The following is a 22,123-nucleotide window of genomic DNA, read 5'->3' as shown; positions in this document are numbered from 1 at the left end:
GCGTAGTCAGCAGATTAAGCGCCGAAATAAGTACTGAAACAGAATTTAAGCTCACTGACCATTGTGCCGGTGAGCTCTCCTAAGGAGAAAACAATGAGCCACCAAAGTGATCTGATCGCTTCTGATATCCAAGAGTATCTGCATCAGCATGAGAACAAAGAACTGCTTCGCTTCCTGACTTGCGGTAGTGTAGATGACGGTAAGTCAACTTTAATCGGTCGTCTTCTGCATGACTCGAAGATGATCTATGAAGATCAGTTAGCGGCGATCCAGAAGGATAATGAGCGTGTTGGTAATGCTGGTGAAGAGCTTGACCTTGCGCTTCTAGTTGATGGTCTTGCAGCAGAGCGTGAGCAAGGTATCACTATCGACGTTGCTTACCGTTACTTCTCTACATCTAAGCGTAAGTTCATCATCGCGGATACTCCGGGCCATGAGCAATACACACGTAACATGGCAACAGGTGCGTCTACCTGTGATCTGGCAATTATTCTGATCGATGCACGTCACGGTGTACAGGTTCAGACTAAACGTCACAGCTTTATCGTTTCTCAATTGGGTATCAAGCACACGATTGTAGCCATTAATAAAATGGACCTGGTTGACTTCAGCGAAGAACGCTTTGAAGAGATCAAAGCCGATTACATCGAGTTCTCCAAGCAGTTGGATCTGCCTGATATTCAGTTCGTGCCTATCTCTGCACTGAAAGGCGACAATGTAGTGAGCCTGTCTGAATCCATGGGTTGGTATCAGGGCGAGCCTCTGATGGAGACTCTGGAAACCGTTGAGATTGCTAACGACCAGAATTTCGATGAGCTGCGCTTCCCGGTGCAGTATGTTAACCGTCCAAATCTTGATTTTCGTGGCTACTGTGGAACCCTGACATCGGGTGTAGTACGTCCGGGTGATGAAGTCACTGTATTGCCATCTGGTAAATCCAGCAAAGTTAAGTCTATTGTTACTTTCGAAGGTGAGATTGATGAAGCATTCCCGCCGATGGCCGTGACGCTGACGCTGGAAGATGAGATCGATATTTCCCGTGGCGATATGCTTGTTCACAGTAATGCTGTACCTGATACGACGAACCGTTTTGATGCGATGGTCGTTTGGATGGCAGAAGAATCGCTTCAGCCTGGTCGTCAGTACGAAGTGAAATTAAACACGACTCGTGTTGCTGGTGGTATTAGCCATGTACGTCACCGTGTTGATGTGAACACACTGGAACAGTCTGCTGCTTCTACACTAGAGCTTAATGAGATCGCTCGTTGTGAAATTACATTAGAGCGTGCTGTGGTTGCAGATGATTATCGCTCCCATCATGGTACAGGTTCCTTTATAATTGTTGACCGCCTGACAAACGCAACGGTTGCGGCAGGTATGATCATCGATGATGGTTCCCAGAATGAAATTGATCTGGACGGTAGTCTGATCAGTACAAGTGATGTTGATGCATCTGCTCGTGCGGTTCGTTTGGGCCAGTCAGCTGCAGCCATCGTTATTAGCGGTTCTGATGCTGAGATTCGCGAGACGCTGCTGTTTAGTCTGGAAAAGGTTCTTTTTGAGCGTGGTCGTGCTGTGGTTGCTTTTGATCAGTCGCAGTTGGGTGATCTGAAAGCGCAGGTTGCCGGTGTTGCAGCACTGTTTAATCAGGCAGGTTTGATCTCTTTGATTGAATCTGACGCATCAGTTGAAGGTGCCATTAACCTGAATACAGACAGCCTTGCTGGTGATTCAGCAAAAGCGAAACTTCAGGCGGCTGTAACACAGTTGCAAGCAAAAGAGATCATCTGATCTGAAACCTGGGAGGTTGTATTAGGTAAACCTCCCAGTTTTTTGCGCTAAGTCAGATTCACGCTATACCTTATCAAATACAGAAAAGGTAAACTTTAGCAATTTCTAATCTTTGCTTAACGCACTGGTTTATAAGCTATTTAACACGGATCTTATGACAGAATATCTTCTGATCGTAATCAGCACTGTGCTGGTTAATAACTTTGTACTGGTTCAGTTTCTGGGGCTATGTCCATTTATGGGGGTGTCCAATAAGCTGGAAACCGCTATGGGCATGTCACTGGCGACAACGTTCGTACTTACACTGTCATCCGTGTGTAGTTATCTTGCCTATACCTATCTGTTGCAACCACTCGCGCTTGAGTATCTGCAAACAATCACCTTTATTTTGGTGATTGCGGTCGTCGTGCAGTTTACCGAGATGGTGGTACGGAAAACGAGTCCTTTATTATATAAAGTATTGGGCATATTTCTGCCTCTCATCACGACTAACTGTGCTGTATTAGGTGTGGCGCTGCTCAACATCAAAAAGCTGAACGGTTTTATCGATTCTATTGTCTATGGTTTCGGTGCTGCAGTAGGTTTTTCTCTGGCACTAATTCTATTTTCTGCAATGCGTGAGCGAATCGCTGTTGCGGACGTCCCGGCTCCTTTTCAGGGTGCGGCCATTGGCATGGTGACTGCAGGGCTGATGTCCCTGGCGTTCATGGGCTTTACCGGTCTGGTTCAGATATAAGGGGCCCTGATGGACATAATTCTTATTGCGATCGCTGCTCTGTTTGGCTTGGCATTGGTTTTCGGACTACTGCTTGGCTTTGCATCAGTACGCTTCCGTGTTGAAGGGAACCCTCTGGTCGATCAGATCGATACGATTTTACCTCAGACTCAATGTGGTCAGTGTGGTTATCCCGGGTGTCGTCCTTATGCCGAAGCTATTGCAGAAGGAGATGCAATCAATAAATGCCCTCCTGGCGGTCAGAGTACCGTTGAAGCACTGGCAGACCTGTTGGATGTCGAAGCGATTCCACTTGAGGGTGGTGTAGAAGAAGAGCCGGTTAAGAAAGTTGCTTATATCCGCGAAGACGAATGCATTGGTTGTACTAAATGTATTCAGGCTTGTCCTGTAGACGCTATTCTCGGTGCTGCTAAGCAGATGCACACGGTGATTGAAACTGAATGTACCGGTTGTGACCTTTGTGTAGAGCCTTGCCCGGTCGATTGTATTGACATGTTGCCAATTGAAACAACACTGAACACTTGGAAGTGGAATATGCCTAAACCAGGTGTGCAACTGATCGTTACCGATAAACGCGGTGAAGTTAGCCAGGGAGATGCAGCTTAATGAGTACTAAGTTCGCGTTCCATGGTGGTGTTCACCCACCTGAAAATAAGCGGCAATCAACCGGTGGGCCTATTCAGGTGGCACCTGTTCCTGAGCGCTTGGTGGTACCGCTTTCTCAGCATATAGGGGCACCTTCAGAGGTCGTTGTTAATGTTGGTGACAAGGTACTTAAAGGTCAGGTTATCTCAGAAGCGGTAGGGCGTCTTAGTGTTAATGTGCATGCGCCTAGCTCTGGGGTTGTTGAAGCCATAGAGTCGCGACCCGTGCCGCATATTTCAGGTATGACGGCCCCTTGTATCATCATCAAAACCGATGGTCAGGATCAGTGGTGCGAGCATCAAGGGCTGGAAGATTATCAGTCGATCAGCAAGCAGGAACTACTTGATTTTATCCGTTTCCGCGGAATAAGCGGTATGGGTGGCGCTGGCTTCCCGACGGATGTAAAGCTTCATCTGGGTGATGATCATATTGTAAATACACTCGTTATCAATGCGATGGAGTGTGAGCCTTATATTACTGCTGATGATATGTTGATGCGTGAACACGCAGATCAGGTGGTAAAAGGCATAGAAATTATCGCCCATCTGCTCAAACCGCATCACGTAATGATCGGTACAGAGGACAATAAGCCACAGGCGATCCGTGCGATGGAGCAGGCTGTAGCTGAGTCAAAGCTGGATATCGATATTATTGTTGTACCAACGGTTTATCCCTCTGGCGGTGAAAAGCAGCTGATTAAGTTGCTGACAGGTGTCGAAGTACCGAGCGGTAAGATTCCTGCCGATGTGGGTATTGTCTGTCAAAACGTAGGTACGGCTTCTGCGATTTACGATGCTGTTTATAACGGCGTACCTCTGATCTCCAGAATTGTAACGCTGACAGGTGATGCGCTGGGTCATCCGCATAATATGCGTGCCCTGATTGGTACACCGTTGGAAACGTTGCTCCAAGCGGCTGAAGTTAAAGATAAAGAACTCTATCGTCTGGTCATTGGTGGACCGATGATGGGCTTTACGGTGGATAGCCAGTCTATCCCAATGATCAAAACCACCAACTGTGTGATTGCGGCGACTTATGATGAAATGCCGCCTGCTCCTGCGGCGAATCCTTGTATCCGTTGCGGTATGTGTGAACAGGTATGTCCGGCAGAGTTGCTACCTCAACAATTACACTGGTTTGCCAAAGGCAAAGAATTTGAGAAGGCCAAGCATCATAACCTGTTTGATTGTATTGAGTGTGGTGCTTGTTCCTATGTCTGCCCGAGTAATATTCCTCTGGTGCAATACTATCGCTTTGCTAAATCCGAGATTCGTGCTGAAGAGGCTGAACAGCGTAAAGCGGATCATGCCCGTATGCGCTTTGAAGCACGTCAGGAACGTTTAGAACGGGAAAAAGAAGAGAAGGCGCTTCGTCGTAAACAGCGAGCTGAAGAAGCTGCGAAGGCGCAAGCTGTTAAGAAAGATAAAGCTTCACAAACGACTGAGAAAGCTACAAATTCAGGCGAACCTGATCTTAGGGCACTGAAAACGGCAGCGGCCGTTGCGAGGACTAAGCTTAAGAAAGCTCAAAAAGCCCTTCAGTTGGCTGAAGAGAAAGGGGTTGGCGATATCGATAAATTGCGCCAGACCGTGACTGAACTTGAAGCCAAAGAAAAAGCGACCCAGGAGGCCTATGATCAGGCACAAAGTGCCCCGGCTCCAGCACCTGTCGTTGATATTAAGCAGCTGAAAACCAATGCTGCTGTTGCCAGAACTAAACTTAAGCAGGCTGAGAAAGCCCTGGCTAAAGCCGAGGAAAGTGGCGAGGGCGACATTGAAGCACTTAAAGCTAAGTTGGTTGAACAGCAGGCTAAAACTGAAAAAGCTCAGGCCGCTTATGATCAGGCTGAGTCAGGTAATGCGCCTCAGGCTGCGGCTCCAGTAGTTAATTTAGATGAGCTAAAAGAGACCATGGATGCTGCTCAGAGCAAGGTTGATAAGGCTCAGAAAGCGTTGGATGCAGCGATTGCTTCAGGCAGCCCGGCTGTAGAAAAAATGAAAGCCGGCGTCGAAAAACTACAAGGCAAGTACGAAGAAGCAAAAGCTGAGTACGACAAAGCTATCTCCTCAGCCGCTCCAGCGCAAGCTGCTACTGCGAACATTGATGAGCTAAAGGCCGACATGGATGCGATCCAGGCTAAGGTTGAGAAAGCTCAGAAAGCGCTGGATGCAGCGATTGCCTCAGGCAGCCCGGCTGTAGATAAAATGAAAGCAGGTGTCGAAAAGCTGCAAGGCAAGTACGAAGAAGCCAAAGCTGAGTACGAAAGAGCCATCTCCTCAGCCGCTCCAGCGCAAGCTGCTACTGTGAACATTGATGAGCTTAAGGCCGACATGGATGCGATCCAGGCTAAGGTTGAGAAAGCTCAGAAAGCGCTGGATGCGGCTATTGCTTCAGGCAGCCCGGCAGCAGAGAAAATGAAAGCCGGCGTTGAAAAACTTCAGGGCAAGTACGAAGAGGCTAAGGCCGAGTATGAGAAGGCCCTGGAAGTTCAACCTCAAGCATCTTCAGCTAACCTGGATGAGCTGAAGGCTGACATGGAGACTATGCAGGGCAAAGTCGAGAAAGCGCAAAAAGCGCTGGATGCAGCATTAGCTTCGGGTAGTCCCGCTGCCGAGAAAATGAAGGCAGGTGTAGAGAAACTGCAGGGTAAATACGAAGAGTTAAAGCAGGAATTTGTCTCTGCGGGTGGTCAGATTAATGAACCTGAGCCGGAAAAGGCAATTGACCCAAAAGCGTTGAAACAAAATGTTTCGATCATGCGTACCAAGTTGAAGAAAGCTCAGGCTGCACTTGATGAATCTGAAGATGATACGGAGCTTCAAGCGGAAGTAGAGCGTCTTAGCAAAGCTCATGATGAAGCTAAAGCGGCCTTTGATGCTTATGAAAAAGAGCAGATAGATAAAGCAGCGGCTGAAGGTGTCGATCTGAAACAGTTGAAAATTGACGCTGCGATGGCGCGTGCTGCTGTGACTAAAGCAGAACGTGCCTTAGATAAAGCACGTGAAGCCCAGCAGGACGATCTTCCAGAGATTGAGCAGCAGCTAATGGCTGCACAGCAGGAAGCGGAAAAATTAAACCAGACGTTGAATCGTTTTACCCACTAAGGAATTGTTGACTGATGGCGTTGATACGTACCAGCTCTCCTCATCTTCACAAAGCCAGTAGCACGTCTGACGTGATGCGTTTGGTCGTGTTAGCGACCCTGCCTGGCCTGGCGGCGATGACCTTTTTCTTTGGTTGGGGAACGCTGATTAATGTGATCTGGGCGGTACTACTGGCGGTGGGCTTTGAGGCAATCATTGTCAAAGTCCGTAAACGTCCGCTGGGCTTTTATCTAAAGGATTACAGTGCGGTTGTGACTGCATTACTGCTAGGTTTGGCTCTGCCTCCTTTTGCCCCTTGGTGGGTGACTCTGGTGGGGGTATTCGTTGCGATCGTCATTGCTAAACATCTCTATGGTGGATTGGGCCAGAACCCGTTTAACCCGGCTATGGTTGCCTATGCTCTGTTGCTGGTGTCTTTTCCGGTACAGATGACTAGTTGGACGCTGCCTTTTGTCATGATTGATCAAGGCAGTAGCTGGAATGTATTGGGTTTCTTCGACACTCTTAGCGTCATTTTTGGGCAGGTTGCGCCTGGGCTGGTAGACAGCTACTCAGGAGCGACGCCGCTGGATGTGATGCGCCATCGTGGTGGCCTGACAACGGAAGAAGTTTGGGACTCTCTGCCTGTGCTTTCAGAGGGGATCGGAGCATGGCATGCGGTAAGTGCTGCTTACTTTATGGGTGGAGTTTTCCTGATCTACCGTAAAGTGTTCACCATTCATACGCCGGCGGCTATTCTGATCACGCTGGTTGTGATCTCATCGATGTTTTATGCGGTTGATCCTTACGCATTTGCGGATCCATTTTTCCATCTGACTGCTGGCGCAACCATGCTTGGTGCATTTTTTATTGCGACCGATCCGGTTACCTCGGCGACCAGCAACCGTGGCAAGATTATTTTCGGTATTGGAATTGGCTTGCTGATCTACATTATCCGAGGCTGGGGAGGGTATCCTGATGCGGTTGCTTTTGCCGTACTGCTGATGAACCTTTCTGCCCCGTTTATTGATCAATACACTCAGCCTCGCACCTACGGGCACGCTAAAGCTAAGCGCGGTATGAAAGGAGGCGCATGATGCAGTTTTATAGCGCAATGAAAACCAGTACGCTGGCGATCAGCCTTTTTGCTGTGGTGTGTGCAGCTGTGATCGCGGTGACTCAGGTAACGACAAAAGATCAGATCGCTAAAAATGAGCGAGAGCAGCGCGCAAAAGCGCTTTACGAAATTGTCCCGAAAAGCACCATCGATAATGACCTGCTAGAAGATACGATCGAAGTGATTGCTCCTGAGCTTCAGGGTAATGAACAGCCTGCAACGGTATACCTGGCAAGAAAAGGCGGGATTGTTAAAACGGTGATTCTGCCGCTGGTTGCACCTGACGGTTATAGTGGAAATATCCACATTATTGCTGGAATTAATGCAGATGGATCGGTTGCCGGTGTCAGGGTGTTGGCGCATAAAGAAACACCGGGCTTAGGCGATAAAGTGGACACTAAGAAGTCTGACTGGATCTTTAGCTTCGATGGTTTGAGTAAAACGAGTAAAGATGATGATCGCTGGGCTGTAAAAAAGGACGGTGGTCAATTTGATCAGTTCACCGGAGCGACTATTACACCCCGTGCTGTGGTAAATGCGGTATCTCGTGGAGTCGATTACTTTACTGAAAATCGAACGGTTTTATTGCAGCAAACAAATGAACAAACAGCTGAGGTAGCCAAATAATGGCGGCTGATTACAAGAAAATTACGATGGACGGATTGTGGGGTAACAACCCTGCATTGGTTCAGTTACTGGGCTTATGTCCGTTACTGGCTGTAACGGGCACCGTCGTTAATGCTATAGGTTTGGGTATAGCAAGTACTTTAGTGCTTTTGGGGTCTAACCTGACCGTATCGGCTTTTCGTAAGTTTGTGCCAGAATCTGTTCGTCTGCCTATATTCGTTATGATTATTGCTTCATTTGTAACCGCTATTGAGTTACTGATGAAAGCATTTACCTATGAGCTCTATCTTATTCTGGGTATTTTCATTCCTCTGATTGTAACTAACTGTGCAATTATGGGCCGCGCTGATGCATTCGCGTGTAAAAACCCTGTTAAAGAATCCTTGCTAGACGGTCTCATGATGGGGCTTGGCTTTACTGCCGTGTTGGTTATTTTGGGTGCCATGCGTGAGGCTTTAGGTCTGGGAACTTTATTTACCGATATGCACCTTTTGTTTGGGCCGATAGCTGAAAACTGGAAGATCACTTTGGTGGATGATTACACCGGTTTTCTATTTGCTATTTTGCCTCCTGGTGCATTCGTTGGTATGGGGTTATTGATTGCCTTGAAGAACCTGTTTGATATGCGGATGCAACAACGCAAAGCTGAGCAGGAGCCTGATCCGGGTTCACGCCCTGAAAGAGTTAGAATTACAGGGTAACTTTTCAATTTTACGGCGCAGGCAGAATTGTTTTCTGTCTGTGCATCATTTAGGCTTTTGTATCTGATTAGAATCCTGAGTAGTAAGGATCGTTGTGAGCAAGCCTGTACCTGTTGTTATTTGTGATGATTCCCGTATGGCCCGTAAGCAGATGGCATCTGCTTTACGTGGTTGGAATGTTGAAGTCACATTTGCCGAACATGGCCTTGAAGCCCTTGAAGCTATTCGGGCAGGCAAAGGCGATATCCTTTTCTTAGACCTTACCATGCCGATTATGGACGGTTATCAAGCGTTGGAGCGTATCCGCAAGGATGATCTTCCCGCGATGGTGATCGTTGTGTCAGGTGACGTACAGCCGGAAGCCCGTCAGCGAGTACTCGAGCTTGGTGCTCTAGAGTTCATTAAAAAGCCGACTTCTCCAGAAGCGATATCCGAGGTTCTGAAACAGTTTGGCTTGCTCAGTGAAATGGAGGGAGTAAGTTTCGATGCAGGAGATGACGGAAAAGCCTTAGCTTTGCCGGAGTACTATCAAGAGATCTCCAATGTCGCCATGGGGCAGGCCGGTGAAATGCTTGCACGGCTATTGAATACCTTTGTCCACCTTCCGATTCCCTATGTGAAGATGCAAAGCGCTGAACAGATACACGGCACTTTGTTTGAGTTAAGTAGTAGTGGGGCAGAAATTACCAGTCAGGGGTTTATTGGCGGTGGTGTTGCAGGTGAAGCTTTGTTACTGCTCCCACCTGATGAGCTCAATAAAGTCGCCAAGCTGATGGAAGCTGAGGTATCCGGTGGTGATAAAAAGTCAGAGCTACTGATGTCTTTATCAAACGCACTAACAGGGGCTTTTCTTTCTAGCCTGGCTCAACAATTAGACCTAACTTTAAGTAAAGCGACTCCTGCGATCATCCATAACTATTCAGGCATGAATGCTTCTTCAGAACATTTTTCTGAAACACTCACTATTCGAATTAAATATCATCTTCAAGAATATGATTTTGAGTGTGACCTGTTATTGGCTTTTACCCCGGACTCAATACCGAAGCTCAAAACTATAGCGAGTTATTTCTGATGAATTCCTACAACTTTGAAGAAATTGATGAGCTGCATTGGACTCTGGGTTTAGTTCATCATCTTGAGGTCGGCCTGATCGTTGTAGACAGGGCAGGGGTGGTGAAACTCTGGAATGGTTTCATGGAGAACCACTCAGGGGTTGCCTCATCGAATGTTGAAGGGAAAATCTTATTCCAGTTGTTCCCTGAGCTACCTCAGCGTTGGTTACAGCAAAAGCTGGATTCTGTATTTCTATTACGTAACGCTGCTTATACCTCGTGGGAACAGAGGCCCTATCTATTTCATTTTAAAAGTAACCGACCGATTACGGGTTCGGCGCCTTTTATGTATCAGAATATTACCCTGACGCCTTTAACCTCTCCGACGGGGGAGGTTGATCATGTCGGTATTCTGATCTACGACGTTACCGACAATGTAACCAGCCAGTTGGAATTGCAGCAGGCGAACAAAAAGCTACAGGCGCTAAGCCGTGAAGATCGTTTAACAGGATTATTTAACCGTGGTTACTGGGAAGAATGCTTGAATAATGAGTTTGAGCGTTTTAACCGTAGTCAGATGACCAGTACTCTAGTCATGTTTGATATCGATCACTTCAAGCGAGTTAACGACACCTATGGGCATCAGGCTGGGGATGAAGTGATTCGAGTAGTTGCAGATACTTTGCGAGAGCAAGCTCGTAAAACGGATATCCTGGGTCGTTATGGCGGTGAAGAATACGGCGCTATTCTTACCGGAACTAATGGTGAAAACGCGATGATTTTCGCTGAGCGCCTGAGAGCGCGTATTGAATCGCTGGTGGTGCCTTACGGGGAGCATCAGCTGAAATTTACTATCAGTATTGGTGTCTCTGAACTGACTTATGAACATGATAGCCCCAAAGAGTGGCTGGAGCAGTCAGACCAGGCATTGTATAAGTCTAAACAGAGTGGCCGTAATTGGGTTACTTTGTTTGGTGAGTCCGAATAGCAGTTACTTTCACTAAATATGAATAAGCAAAAACGTCACGAGATTTTCTCGCGCTGGCGCGCAGATAACCCACACCCAACGACAGAGCTGGAATACGACTCACCATTTGAACTACTGATTGCTGTTATCCTTTCGGCACAGGCAACGGATGTCGGGGTCAATAAGGCGACACGTAAGTTATATCCTAAAGCCAATACACCGGAAGCAATTTACGCATTGGGTGTTGATGGCTTAAAGGAATACATCAAAACCATTGGTTTATTCAATGCCAAGGCTGAAAACGTTATTAAGACCTGCAAAATGCTCATCGATGAGCATGATTCGCAGGTGCCTGATAGCCGTGAAGCTTTAGAAGCTTTGCCTGGTGTTGGGCGTAAGACCGCAAATGTGGTGCTGAACACCGCATTTGGGCAACCTGCAATGGCCGTTGATACACATATTTTCCGTGTGTCTAACCGGACTAAAATTGCCCCGGGTAAGAATGTAAATGAGGTTGAGCAGAAGCTACTACGTTTTGTACCTAAGGAATTTCTTATCGATGCGCATCACTGGCTTATCTTGCATGGGCGATATACCTGCGTTGCCCGTAAACCTAAATGCGGATCTTGTATGATTGAAGATCTGTGTGAGTTTAAAGAAAAAACCGAATTTTAGACGGTAAAGACCTACTCAAAATGTCATAACCACTTCTCCGCATGAATTTTTCTCTTCCCTATGTGTTTTTGTTGATTAAAAAACAATCAGCGGTTTCTGTTTGCTTATTCAAGAACAACTATACTGTTTAAATAGGTCTGTTTGGCTTAGTGCCTAAGCGGTATGGATTTCCGTTTTGTTTTATTAATTTATTGATATTAAACGGTTAATTTCTTCTTCCTTTTTTAGTTGGGTTTTCTGAAGTTTAACCCTTTGTTTAAAAGGAAATAATGTAGTCGAATAAATGGAGGCTGTTTATGTGGTCTCAGAAGAAGATAATAGTGGCAACTATAAGTGGGTTGGTTGCTTCAGCAGGTGCACAAGGAGCAGCGTACCCAAAAAATAATGATCCAGATAAACCTGATTCAGTTGCAGAGTGGGGGCCCTGGGCGTTGCCATTTGCTACAGCAGCAGGTGATCCTGCCGGAGGCGGAGTAGCACTGGCATTTGCGGGTGAGGCTGGAGATGAGTATGTGTTGCCAGATGATAGTTTGGCATTAAACGACCCTCCGGATGAAGAACCGCCTAACGAAGAACCTCCAACGCCGACACCGACACCGACACCGACACCGACACCAACGCCGACACCAACGCCGACACCAACGCCGACACCAACGCCGACACCAACGCCGACACCAACGCCGACACCAACGCCGACACCAACGCCGACACCAACGCCGACACCAACGCCAACGCCGACACCAACGCCGACACCAACGCCAACACCGACGCCAACACCGACGCCAACACCGACGCCAACACCGACGCCAACACCGACGCCAACACCGACGCCAACACCGACGCCAACACCGACGCCAACACCGACGCCGTCTCCAACTCTGAGTGGCTACTCGAGTGTTTATGCGGGTAATGACAATATTGACTGTGTTAATCCAAGCCCTACTGGTTGTGCGAGGGGCCAGGGTCAGGGACGCTTTAAGAACGCGACGGATGTGTCAGATCCTAAAGTAGGCACATATACAGTGATGCTGAATAGTGAAGAGGCTCAATTGCTTCTTGCTACGATTAAAGCATTCACGATTAATCCTAATGGGGGCGGCTCGATTACCTCACTGGAATTTGTCGATCCACCAACTACTGACGCCAACGGCACGTTGTTGGTGAGCATTGATCAAGGTGATGGAAGGATAAGTACGCTCGCTGTGCCAGCTCAATATGGGTTGTTCACTGAAAATGTCAGTGATGTGTATATGTTCCAGGGAACCTGGAGGGATGGATCATTTACGACTCAGGAGACTCGCAATCCTAATGATGATGATCGAATACTATTCGATGGGCATTTGGGAACCTTCGTCTACGGCGTAGAAACCACCCAGGCTCAATTGAACAGTTTTGTGGATAGTCTTGCCGTTAAAACTGCAACCTATACCGGGGCAACGGGGTTTGGTGCTGATGTAACACTGAACCTGAATTTCACCGCGCAAACATGGACAGGTACATTCAACGGAGGTGTAGATACAACAAGTGAATTGCAATTTGGTCCGGAAAATCTGGGAACTGCAGCCGTGATAGGGCATATCGGATTCACGGCGACAGGTACCATCAGTGGGACTAACATTACCTCTTCAAGTATCTCTGCAAACGATTTGAGTGTAAGTTTCGGTAATCAGGACTTTACACGAACAATCAGTGGTACCGTTGATGCAACATTCTATGGATCAGAAGCCCAGGGTATTGGCGGTATTGCAGATATTAATAAGCAGTTCTACGAAAAAGATGGACCTGATATCACCTCATTTGATGGTAAGCATATCACTACATTTGCGACAGAACTCGACACCGATTAATCAGGAGATCCGGTGGGAAAAGGCACCTCTTTAGGTGCCTTTTTGTTATTCAACGGAATAATGGACGAATATATTGGCGAAAATACTACCTTTAAGCGGTGTAGGTCGGCCATGAAGCAATCTGCAGCCTTCGTACAAAAGCATTTGCCCTGGTTGCATAGTTATCTGATGTTGTCGATAAAAGTGATCTTCGATGGTAAGAGGCCAATCCTCTTGCGTCTTCTGCTGAATGTTGAGAATGAGGCTGACTTCATGGGTGTTAAGTCTGTCCCGATGCATCTCTAAAACAGCTCCTTGATGGTATTCTCGTATACCGTAAACAAAAGTCGGCTTAAGCAAGCAGCCGCTCCACGCTTCAGCAATCGGTTTCAGGGTTGCGTGAATCTCTTCTTTCATATCATCGGAAAGGGTGATTAGACTACTCGCCTCACCCTCTTTGGAGTGAATAAAGCCAGGTACAGATTCCGTTATGGCGGAATTTTGATTTGAATGGTGAAACACTAACAGCTTTCTAAACAGTGCCTCGGGAATAACACTTTTGAGAAAGCCTGTCTGGCTATGGCATGGGAAATTTTCATTGGCTTCTCTATTTTGCGCTGAATCGGCCGTTCCTTTAGAGCGAAACCATTTAGTGATAATTGCCTTGTAACCACGTTTCACCGGTTCTCCATGATGAAGTGTGGCAGGATTAGGAGAACCGTCAGTGGTTAAGTTATTCCATATAACGGCTTTGCCCTGAGACGGCAAAAAACGCTGCCCTAGTTCTGGGAAAAAAGTGCCCCCACCTTCCTGAGTGTTGTTGAGGTAGATCATGAAAGTCCAGGTGCGCTGGCCACGTGCTTCTGCATGTTCCAGAAACTCATCTGATTTGGGCTCAAAGTAATCGGTATGGGGTTTAAATTCTTCACCGATATCATACCACTGGCCCTGGATGCCTTCTGAATAGCTAGGTTCAATACCTAGCATCTTACAGATACGCTGATCAATCTCTGCTACAAATGTAGATTCAAGGAGACTTAGATCACAGGTCTTGCTGGTTCGGTAGTGTTTGTAATGACCGGTTTCATTGGTCGTTGTTGACGGCCTTTGGTGATGTTGAATGAGTTCAATCATCTGCGCGCATTCTTCTGGCGAGAGAAAATTGTTTACATAAAAAACCTCTGCCTTATGGGTATCTATTTTCTCAGCACAGGGAATGAATAGTGGGGGGGGAGGAGATGTCGCCTCTGAGCAAAAAACAGCTTCTGAGGCGGCTTCATAGCTAAATCCATGTTCTACCAATATCTCTATCATCCCAGAGCGATCGCAATCTCTCTGGATGTTTATCTCTACCCAGTCCAGCCAATCTTTAGGTAATTTGGTATGGCTCATTATTTCACATATGTTTTGCTTGCCTTTACTTCAGATTAGCAGGGGTTTAGATTTTGGCGTGAACTTTCAGGAAACTTTATTGCTGAGGAACACAGAAAAATCGTCGAAACCACCAATATGCTGATTATTGATAAAAATTTGTGGGACCGTATGTCTGCGAGAACGTAACTTCATCTCTTTCTGCAGAGCAGGCCGGTTGGTGATTTCAAATTCTTTATATTCCCAGTTTAGTTGTTTAAGGAGCTTTTTTGCTGCCCGGCAATAGGGGCAATAACCTTTTGTGTATATCTCTACTTTCATGACATTCTCTCCTAAAAGGGGCGACTGAATAGCCGCCCGACATGATTAATTAATGCCGTCGATGTCGTACCAAGGCGTAGGATTGATTGGGCAGCGGAAGCGCACACCATCGGTTGTCACGGTTACACGCGAGATACGTTGCTCACCTGGTTCCAGGGGAAACATATCCAGACCTTCATGGGTTTTGAAGTTCTGAATCTGGAAGCCGACTAACTTGTCAGATTTATTCGTTACAACGAATTCGTACTCTCCAGCTTTCAAACCGGCGAGTGTCTCTTTTGCGGAAAAGTAACCGCTGTATTCGTCCAGGTGTATAACGGTCACGCCATCTGCACGTGTCTCTGGAGTGGCTGCACTCGCAAATGGTGCGGTAATAAATGCGCTGATCAGAATAAAAACTGATGTCATCTGTTTAATGAATTTCATTTGGCTCTCCTTGGTTACCCTTTGGATTAGTTGTGAAGAAGTAAGCTAACTTTAAATCGAAATATTTGTACGAACTATGCTATAAAGTATAAAAATAATTGCAGATCGTATAATTATGAATACTGATGCGCTTAGTGATATTCTGAAATGGTTACGCCTGAAAGCGGAAATTTATGTTCATGCAGATTTCCAGGGTTGCTGGGCTGTAGATACATCAGGCAGTCGGAAGGTGCCTTTTCATTTGGTAAACAGTGGGCGAAGCTGGTTACATCTTGAAGGTCAGGAACCTCGATTACTCAGTGCGGGGGACTTGGTCATGTTCCCAAGAGACACAACGCATTATTTAAGCAGTGAGAGCCTGTGCCCGACACCAGCATTAGTTGAGGAAACACTTAATAATCAGGGAGATATGGGGGACGGGCAGATAACCGGCCTGGCATGCGGTTTCTTTGAATTTGAAAGTCAGGAAGCCTGGCCTATTCTGGATAAACTTCCAGACGCAGTTGTTCTGGAGTTAAGTGATACCAGTCGTTTAGGTAATACGCGTGCACTTCTTCAGCTTCTGATCGCTGAACTTGAAGAGCACGGTCCTGGGTATCTGCAATCTGTAAACCATCTTACACATGTTTTATTTATTCATATTTTGCGTAGTCAGTTAGACAATATAGGTTCTGGCTTGTTAAAGGCGTTGTTTCATCCCAGGATTGGCCTGTCACTTTCACAGATACATTCTCAGCCTGAAAAGGCATGGAGTTTGGAGTTATTAGCAAGAGAAGCAGGCATGAGTCGAGCTGCTTTCGCGTCTGAATTTAAAGCGCTTACCGGGAAAACCGCGATGTCGTATCTCTCAGAATGGCGAATGCTTCAAGCGACGGAACTACTTCGCAGCACAAATTTATCTACTATTGAGATTGCTGAACGCTGCGGGTATCTATCTGAGGTCGCGTTCCGTAAAGCTTTTAAAAAGGTAACCGGTACTGCACCTGGCGCAGTTCGTTCAGAGGGTCGCAGGCAGGATGGCCAAGCTCAATTGTAGTTATCCAAAATATCTGTGGATAACTTATGGGGTAACTTTTGGGTAGATTCCTGAAAGCCGCGCAGTTTCTAGAGGTTCAGCAATTTGTACTAATCTTGTGCTTGAGATTTATTTTTTAAATTTCAATAAGTTAAGCTGAAATGGAAATGACAGGTACGAATTGTTTAAAATTTATCCACATGAGTGAAGTAGTCTGTTTAGTATGTGGATTTTATTTGTTTGAAGATTATTTATTAGCCTTTGTTTCAGCCTTGTAATATAGGCGCTGTGGAATAAGTGGGTCCTTACATCTGATCGTAGGGTGTGATAAATCGTGTTTTATTCACCGACGATGTGTTCGGTGATTGGGTGGTTTTTAGCTGATGTCCAAGTGGTATGTTTATATTGTACGTTGTGCCGACAGTAGTTTGTACACAGGTGTAACGACGGAGCTTAAACGCCGTGAAAGGGAGCACAATGGCGAGTTGCAGGGAGGCGCAAAATACACACGTGTTAGAAGGCCTGTGGAAATAGTATGGTCAGAGCCCCACGAGAATCGATCTGATGCAACAAAGCGTGAGTATCAGATTAAGCGTTATTCAAGGAAGAAAAAGCTAGCACTGGTCTCTGAGGAATCATAAAAGGGCCGGAGATTGACTCCGGCATAGGCTGAGGAAACAGCCAGGCCCTCTCGAACATTTGTTCACCGGGCTGTTTTCTCATAGCAGGTTCTGATCCCTCAGATATCAAGCATGATCAAGAGGGGGCGATAAAGGTACTTTTCTTCGTCGCATTAAACTTTCCTTTGCTAAAGGTAAAAGCAATCTCATTTCTGGAATTGAGTTCGTTAACCGGCGCACAAACGCGATAAATAGCTTGTGTACTTTTACCGATCAGGTTGATTTGTGCCGGACCGATTAACCGGTAGTGAATATTTTCATTCATACCCTTAATGCCAATCTCAACCTGGCGAAGGTTTTTATCAAAAGCCTGTAGTTCTATCTGATAACTATTACAAATAGAGTCTTCAACCTGTTGATAGAGTTGCCCTCGCTCTCTTGCTACTTCTACCAGAAGGCTCTTGCTGTTTGATAAACCGTAAGCAACTCCCCATACGGTGATGACCAGAACTGAAAGATAGCCAAGCAGCCGGCCGCGTAAGATAGAGCTTTGACTCTCAACTGACTGATTATTAGTTCTGCCTTGTGGAGCCAGTTCCTTCTCGGAATAAAATTCTATTAACCCGGTAGGTTTTCCAATCTTCTTCATTACCGTGTCGCATGCATCGATACAGGCGGCGCAATCAATACAGGCAGCCTGTAAGCCGTCACGAATATCTATACCGGTGGGGCAAACCTGAACACAGATACCGCAATCAACACAATCCCCGCCTGTGCTTGAACCATCTTTCAGGCCACGGCGAGGTTCGCCACGTACAGCATCATAGGTAACTGTTCGCGTGTCTGGATCAAACATTACACCCTGAAAACGCGAATAAGGGCACATATGAAGACATACTTTTTCCCGTACAAGGCCTGCATTCAGATAAGTTAGCAGGGCCATGGTGGTGATCCACGACAGCGTAAAGAGTGATGCTTCAATGTTGATAAGGTCAGAGAGCAGTTTCTCTACAGGTACAAAATACGCACTAAAGGTGATCGCTGTCGCCAGCGAGAGTAACCCCCAGCTTAGGTGCTTCAATACTCTGCGTAACAGTCGGATGCCAGTTAAAGGACGATTTTCATTTTTGGCTCTGAAAGCCGCTTTTCCTTCAGTCAGATCCTCCAACCTTATGAATAACCAAGTCCATATAGATTGAGGGCATGCAAACCCACACCATACTCGCCCCCAGCCAACGGCCATAAAGAAGAGTAGGCTGGCGCCAGCAATTAAGAGGCCGGCCAGAATGGGTAAGTCATACCAGGAAAGTTCCAGTGTAAAGAGGAAAATTCTGTGGGATTCAAAGTCGAACAATACGGCTGGACGGTCACCTATCTTGAACCAAACCATGGCAAAAAACAGGCCTATTAGCGGCCAACTTATAAAACGCCGCAGGTTTTGGTAGAAACCTTCGACAAGCCGTACATGAAATTTACCATTTCCAGGCAATGGGGGGGCTTCGTGAATATTCGTTAAGGGAATTTCACTTTTAGTTGATTGTTGCATAGTGCTCACCAGGCTCAAATCTGATCTGAGCTCACTATAAACGAACCAGAAAATAGGGGCAGGGATAAAAAAAATAATTATAATGGGTACAGATGAGGGGCTTATGAATTATTTGTATCAGAATCTTGAGCGCGAGCTTGCCCAGGAAATTCTTCAGGGCAGGCTACCTGCCGGAAGCAAATTACCTTCTATTCGTTATCAGTGTGAACAGCTTGGCTTATCCAAAGCCACCGTCATTCATGCCTATCAACGCCTTGAAGCTGCAGGCTTGATAGAAGCACGGTTTAAATCAGGTTTCTATGTCGTAGGGCAGGGGACTAACCGACCTATCCCCTCAGAATCGCTGGTTCATAGTGAGCCTCAGTTGGTGGATACCAGTGATCTGATGCGGGATATTATGGAGCACAGCGCTGCTTTCGATATTGCGCCACAAGGTAGCCACAGTCGTGATCTGCCGACAGGAATTGTTGAGCTTAACCGATCCATAGCCAGGGCTTTGCGATCTCAGAAAGAAGCGGACCACCAATACTACGATGAGCCTGCTGGGGTCGCCGAGATTCGTGAACAGATTGCGGAGCGCTATCAGCGACTGGGTTGTCGTTTTACCTCGTCAGAAGTCACTATGAGCGCAGGATGTCAGCATGGTTTGGCGCTTGCGCTGCAGATGTGCTGTCAGCCAGGAGATATTGTGGCTGTTGAATCACCGGGTTTTTATGGTGTGCTACAACTGATAGAAAGTATGGGGCTGAAAGTGCTGGAGATTCCCGTATCGGCCCAGCACGGTATGTCGATCAACGCGCTTGAAACGGCGGCACAGAACTGGAATATCAAAGCTTGTGTCGTTACGCCATCTTTTGCGACCCCCACAGGCGCTTGTTTACCTATTGCACAAAGACATCAGTTGCTTGCGTTGTCAGAGGAAAAAGACTTTATGGTTATCGAAGATGATATCTACGGTGATCTGAGCTTTTCCCAGCGCATCCCCCCCCTCAAACAGCTTGATCGTCAGGGGAAGGTGATTCTTTGTGGCTCTTTTTCAAAGGCACTGAGTCGTGATGTCCGGATGGGCTGGGTGGTAACAGAGCAGTTCAGGCAGTTGCGACGTTTAAAGATGATTAATCTGTTGGCGGTTTGTAAATTCGTTCAACGAGGCTTGGTCGACTTTATTGCTGACGGAAGTTATGACAAACATCTGCGAAAGCAAAAGTTTCTATTGCAGCAGCAACGCGATCAGTTGATTGCCTTGTTAGATCAGTACTGGACTCCCTTGGGAGAGGTACGTGTTAGTCAGCCCCAAGGGGGGATTGCCTTGTGGGTAGAGTTAGAGGATAGATATGATTTGAACGAATGTTACCTTCAGGCCCGCTCAGAAGGAATATTGATTACGCCGGGGAACTTGTTTACTGCGCAGGACCGTTTTAAGAACTGTTTGCGTCTGAGCTTTGCGCATAATTGGTCAGGACCCCGGGTAAAAGCGCTTATCCGCTTGGCTGAGATTATAAAGGCGGGTCATTGAATATAATTCTATCCCGGCCAGTTTGTTTAGCTTCATATAGATTCTGATCAGCTCTTTGCAGTACATGGGCAAATGATTCATCGACTTCACGGCGGGCAATTCCCGCACTTAAAGTGATTTGCTGGCCCTCAGCAAAAGTTAATTCGTGGGTATGTTTGCGCAGCCTTTCCGTTAGCTTCAGTACGGGCTCATCAGAATTTGCCAACGTCATGACAACAAACTCCTCTCCGCCATAACGGACACAAAGGTCCTGAGCTCGGGTATGGGTTCTTAGTACTTCGCCGACTTTGCTTAATACCTGATCACCTACCATATGGCCATAGGTATCATTAACCTGTTTAAAGAAGTCGATATCAAGGAAGACAATATATAGATGGTTAAACTGATTCCGATTGTCCTCGCGAACAAAACTGTCTTCGCTTTCATTTAGATAACGACGAGTATACAACTGTGTTAGCGGATCTCTGATTGCCATGTTGCGGATAGTAGAGGTGCTTCTTTTAGCCATCACTACCGAAATTATTGTCATAATAAGCACAGCCGCAGCAATTAACTCGGCAGACTGTATAAAGATCTGGTTTTTCTTAGCATCCAGATCATCCAGGTAGAGGCCTGTTCCTATCACCCAGTCCCAGGGTTCAAACAGCGAAACATAAGATACTTTTTCAATATGAGTAGAACGGTCACCGGGCTTCGGCCACAGGTAGTCTACCCAGCCACCTCCCTGTTGCGCCGTTTCAGTAAACTTTTGGAAAAGGTATAGACCATTGCTGTCCTGAACTGGTCTGACATCGGTATTGTCCAGATCGGGCATCACTGGATGCATCACCATCCTGCCGTTGGTGTGATTGATCCAGAAATAGCCGTCTATATCGTAACGTGCGTTGCGAAGGGCATGTAATGAAAGCTGTTTTGCTTCATCTTCTGTGAGCTCTCCCTGCATACTTTTTTTATGGAAGCTCTCTACAATTGAAGAGGCGACAGAGGTTAGGTGTCGGGATTGATTACGTTGTTCCTGATAGTAGGTATCACTAAACGCTTGATAAAAGAGGTATGAAAGCAGCAGCATACTGACCAGGCCAATGAATGTCATTAGACCCAGTTGCTTACCGATGTCGGAACTTAGCGAGATTTTCATAGCACAACTCCGCCGCGACAGCATACGCGGCAACTGCGACATCCCTGCGCTACACTCCTACTTTCACCTTACTCCATAATAGTCCATGAGCCTTGATTAGCATCAATAATCAGAAGGATATGGGGCCTCTGGAATTGATGCTTGGCAAGCTCTGAATTCATAGATGATTGATTGTGGATTGGGAGGATAAGTACTGATATATTTGTTGTTATATTATAACTTTTATTGGAATGGTCATGTCTAATTCTCTTTTCAAATCATCTCTATTGGTTGCGGCGATCTGTGCAACAAATGCAACGGCTTATGAGCGTCAGCATGAAGCCCATGTTCATGGTGAAGCTGAAATGAATGTTGCCATTGAAGGTAATGTCATCGAATTGGTTCTGAAGTCGCCATTAGCCAATATTGCGGGCTTTGAGCATGAAGCTACCTCCGATGAAGATAAAGCGATATTAAGCAACGCTCAAAAGGCGCTTCAAGATGCTTATACGCGGGTTCAATTGCCTGATTCTGCTGTATGTATGCTTGATGAAGTCGATGTGCACCTGGGCGAAGAGCATGGCGATGAAGAGGCTCATGACCATGATAAGCATGATCACGATAAGCACGAACATGAAGAACATGCTCACAAAGATCATGACCACGATAAGCACGATCATGAAGAACACGGTCACAAAGATCATGACCACGAAAAGCACGATCATGAAGAACATGCCCACAAAGAGCATGAGCATCATGAGCACGAAGAAGGCGAACACGGAGAGCACCGTGATATCCACGCTCACTATACGTTCAAGTGTGTTAAGCCTGCTAACTTGAATAGCGTGAAACTGGATTTCTTCACTAAATTCCCGGGAATGGAATCACTTCATGTTAATCTACTCACCGAGAAAGGCGCTCGCCAGGTTGAACTAACTCAGAATAACTGGTCTATAGATCTTTAATATCTA

The 22,123-nt window shown here is 46.5% G+C and carries 20 protein-coding genes; 15 read left to right on the top strand and 5 right to left on the bottom strand.

The window, feature by feature from the left end:
• Positions 1 to 93 precede the first annotated feature (93 nt).
• The 11 genes from cysN to MED92_RS19125 all read left to right on the top strand — a co-directional run bounded on the left by cysN (position 94) and on the right by MED92_RS19125 (position 13,241).
• On the top strand, positions 94 to 1,791 hold the full coding sequence (gene cysN, locus MED92_RS06640; protein ID WP_007020749.1) for a sulfate adenylyltransferase subunit CysN: 1,698 nt from the start codon (positions 94 to 96) through the stop codon (positions 1,789 to 1,791).
• A 154-nt stretch (positions 1,792 to 1,945) separates the two neighbouring features.
• Positions 1,946 to 2,527, top strand: a complete 582-nt coding sequence (rsxA, locus tag MED92_RS06635) for an electron transport complex subunit RsxA (protein WP_007020748.1) — start codon at positions 1,946 to 1,948, stop codon at positions 2,525 to 2,527.
• Between the two features lie 9 nt (positions 2,528 to 2,536).
• Positions 2,537 to 3,133: an electron transport complex subunit RsxB gene (rsxB, locus tag MED92_RS06630; RefSeq protein WP_007020747.1), complete on the top strand. Its 597-nt coding sequence runs from the start codon at positions 2,537 to 2,539 to the stop codon at positions 3,131 to 3,133.
• Positions 3,133 to 6,276, top strand: coding sequence for an electron transport complex subunit RsxC (gene rsxC / locus MED92_RS06625; protein ID WP_007020746.1), 3,144 nt, complete (start codon positions 3,133 to 3,135; stop codon positions 6,274 to 6,276). The genes rsxB and rsxC overlap by 1 nt, the downstream gene beginning before the upstream one ends.
• Positions 6,277 to 6,290: 14 nt before the next feature.
• On the top strand, positions 6,291 to 7,352 hold the full coding sequence (gene rsxD, locus MED92_RS06620; RefSeq protein ID WP_007020745.1) for an electron transport complex subunit RsxD: 1,062 nt from the start codon (positions 6,291 to 6,293) through the stop codon (positions 7,350 to 7,352).
• Positions 7,349 to 7,999, top strand: a complete 651-nt coding sequence (gene rsxG / locus MED92_RS06615; protein WP_337445066.1) for an electron transport complex subunit RsxG — start codon at positions 7,349 to 7,351, stop codon at positions 7,997 to 7,999. Before rsxD ends, rsxG begins: the two co-directional genes overlap by 4 nt.
• Positions 7,999 to 8,700: an electron transport complex subunit E gene (locus tag MED92_RS06610; RefSeq protein ID WP_007020743.1), complete on the top strand. Its 702-nt coding sequence runs from the start codon at positions 7,999 to 8,001 to the stop codon at positions 8,698 to 8,700. The genes rsxG and MED92_RS06610 overlap by 1 nt, the downstream gene beginning before the upstream one ends.
• A 94-nt stretch (positions 8,701 to 8,794) precedes the next feature.
• Positions 8,795 to 9,772, top strand: a complete 978-nt coding sequence (locus tag MED92_RS06605; protein WP_007020742.1) for a response regulator — start codon at positions 8,795 to 8,797, stop codon at positions 9,770 to 9,772.
• Complete coding sequence (locus MED92_RS06600; protein ID WP_007020741.1) at positions 9,772 to 10,740, top strand: sensor domain-containing diguanylate cyclase; 969 nt, start codon at positions 9,772 to 9,774, stop codon at positions 10,738 to 10,740. The genes MED92_RS06605 and MED92_RS06600 overlap by 1 nt, the downstream gene beginning before the upstream one ends.
• Before the next feature lie 18 nt (positions 10,741 to 10,758).
• On the top strand, positions 10,759 to 11,394 hold the full coding sequence (gene nth / locus MED92_RS06595; protein WP_007020740.1) for an endonuclease III: 636 nt from the start codon (positions 10,759 to 10,761) through the stop codon (positions 11,392 to 11,394).
• A gap of 320 nt (positions 11,395 to 11,714) precedes the next feature.
• On the top strand, positions 11,715 to 13,241 hold the full coding sequence (locus MED92_RS19125; protein ID WP_202899532.1) for a hypothetical protein: 1,527 nt from the start codon (positions 11,715 to 11,717) through the stop codon (positions 13,239 to 13,241).
• A gap of 45 nt (positions 13,242 to 13,286) precedes the next feature.
• On the opposite strand, the gene MED92_RS06585 is transcribed toward MED92_RS19125, so the two are convergent.
• From MED92_RS06585 to MED92_RS06575, 3 genes are all read right to left on the bottom strand, one after another.
• Positions 13,287 to 14,612: a prolyl hydroxylase family protein gene (locus MED92_RS06585; RefSeq protein ID WP_007020737.1), complete on the bottom strand. Its 1,326-nt coding sequence runs from the start codon at positions 14,610 to 14,612 to the stop codon at positions 13,287 to 13,289.
• A 66-nt stretch (positions 14,613 to 14,678) separates the two neighbouring features.
• Positions 14,679 to 14,912 (bottom strand): glutaredoxin 3, encoded by a 234-nt coding sequence (gene grxC / locus MED92_RS06580; protein WP_007020736.1) that lies wholly within the window; start codon positions 14,910 to 14,912, stop codon positions 14,679 to 14,681.
• A 45-nt stretch (positions 14,913 to 14,957) separates the two neighbouring features.
• Positions 14,958 to 15,338, bottom strand: a complete 381-nt coding sequence (locus tag MED92_RS06575; RefSeq protein ID WP_007020735.1) for a hypothetical protein — start codon at positions 15,336 to 15,338, stop codon at positions 14,958 to 14,960.
• A gap of 115 nt (positions 15,339 to 15,453) precedes the next feature.
• Between MED92_RS06575 and MED92_RS06570 the strand changes: the two genes are divergently transcribed.
• Together MED92_RS06570 and MED92_RS18825 are read left to right on the top strand one after the other, a co-directional pair.
• The gene (locus MED92_RS06570) at positions 15,454 to 16,374 is read left to right on the top strand and encodes an AraC family transcriptional regulator (RefSeq protein WP_007020734.1); all 921 of its coding nucleotides are present in this window, start codon (positions 15,454 to 15,456) and stop codon (positions 16,372 to 16,374) included.
• A 362-nt stretch (positions 16,375 to 16,736) separates the two neighbouring features.
• The gene (locus MED92_RS18825; protein ID WP_007020733.1) at positions 16,737 to 16,994 is read left to right on the top strand and encodes a GIY-YIG nuclease family protein; all 258 of its coding nucleotides are present in this window, start codon (positions 16,737 to 16,739) and stop codon (positions 16,992 to 16,994) included.
• A 115-nt stretch (positions 16,995 to 17,109) separates the two neighbouring features.
• On the opposite strand, the gene ccoG is transcribed toward MED92_RS18825, so the two are convergent.
• Positions 17,110 to 18,519: a cytochrome c oxidase accessory protein CcoG gene (gene ccoG, locus MED92_RS06565; RefSeq protein WP_007020732.1), complete on the bottom strand. Its 1,410-nt coding sequence runs from the start codon at positions 18,517 to 18,519 to the stop codon at positions 17,110 to 17,112.
• A gap of 103 nt (positions 18,520 to 18,622) precedes the next feature.
• Between ccoG and MED92_RS06560 the strand changes: the two genes are divergently transcribed.
• On the top strand, positions 18,623 to 20,035 hold the full coding sequence (locus MED92_RS06560) for an aminotransferase-like domain-containing protein (RefSeq protein ID WP_040662302.1): 1,413 nt from the start codon (positions 18,623 to 18,625) through the stop codon (positions 20,033 to 20,035).
• Here MED92_RS06560 and MED92_RS06555 read toward each other — a convergent pair.
• Positions 20,016 to 21,173 carry a diguanylate cyclase gene (locus MED92_RS06555; protein ID WP_007020730.1) on the bottom strand — a complete coding sequence of 386 codons (1,158 nt, stop codon included), beginning with the start codon at positions 21,171 to 21,173 and terminating at the stop codon, positions 20,016 to 20,018. The genes MED92_RS06560 and MED92_RS06555 overlap by 20 nt on opposite strands.
• A gap of 236 nt (positions 21,174 to 21,409) precedes the next feature.
• Between MED92_RS06555 and MED92_RS06550 the strand changes: the two genes are divergently transcribed.
• A complete protein-coding gene (locus MED92_RS06550; protein ID WP_040661620.1) occupies positions 21,410 to 22,117 on the top strand; it encodes a ZrgA family zinc uptake protein in 708 nt (235 codons plus the stop codon).
• Positions 22,118 to 22,123 lie beyond the last annotated feature (6 nt).

Origin of the sequence: Neptuniibacter caesariensis, from assembly GCF_000153345.1 — a bacterium.
GTDB lineage: Bacteria > Pseudomonadota > Gammaproteobacteria > Pseudomonadales > Balneatricaceae > Neptuniibacter > Neptuniibacter caesariensis.
This window is presented reverse-complemented; position numbering and strand designations above follow the sequence as displayed.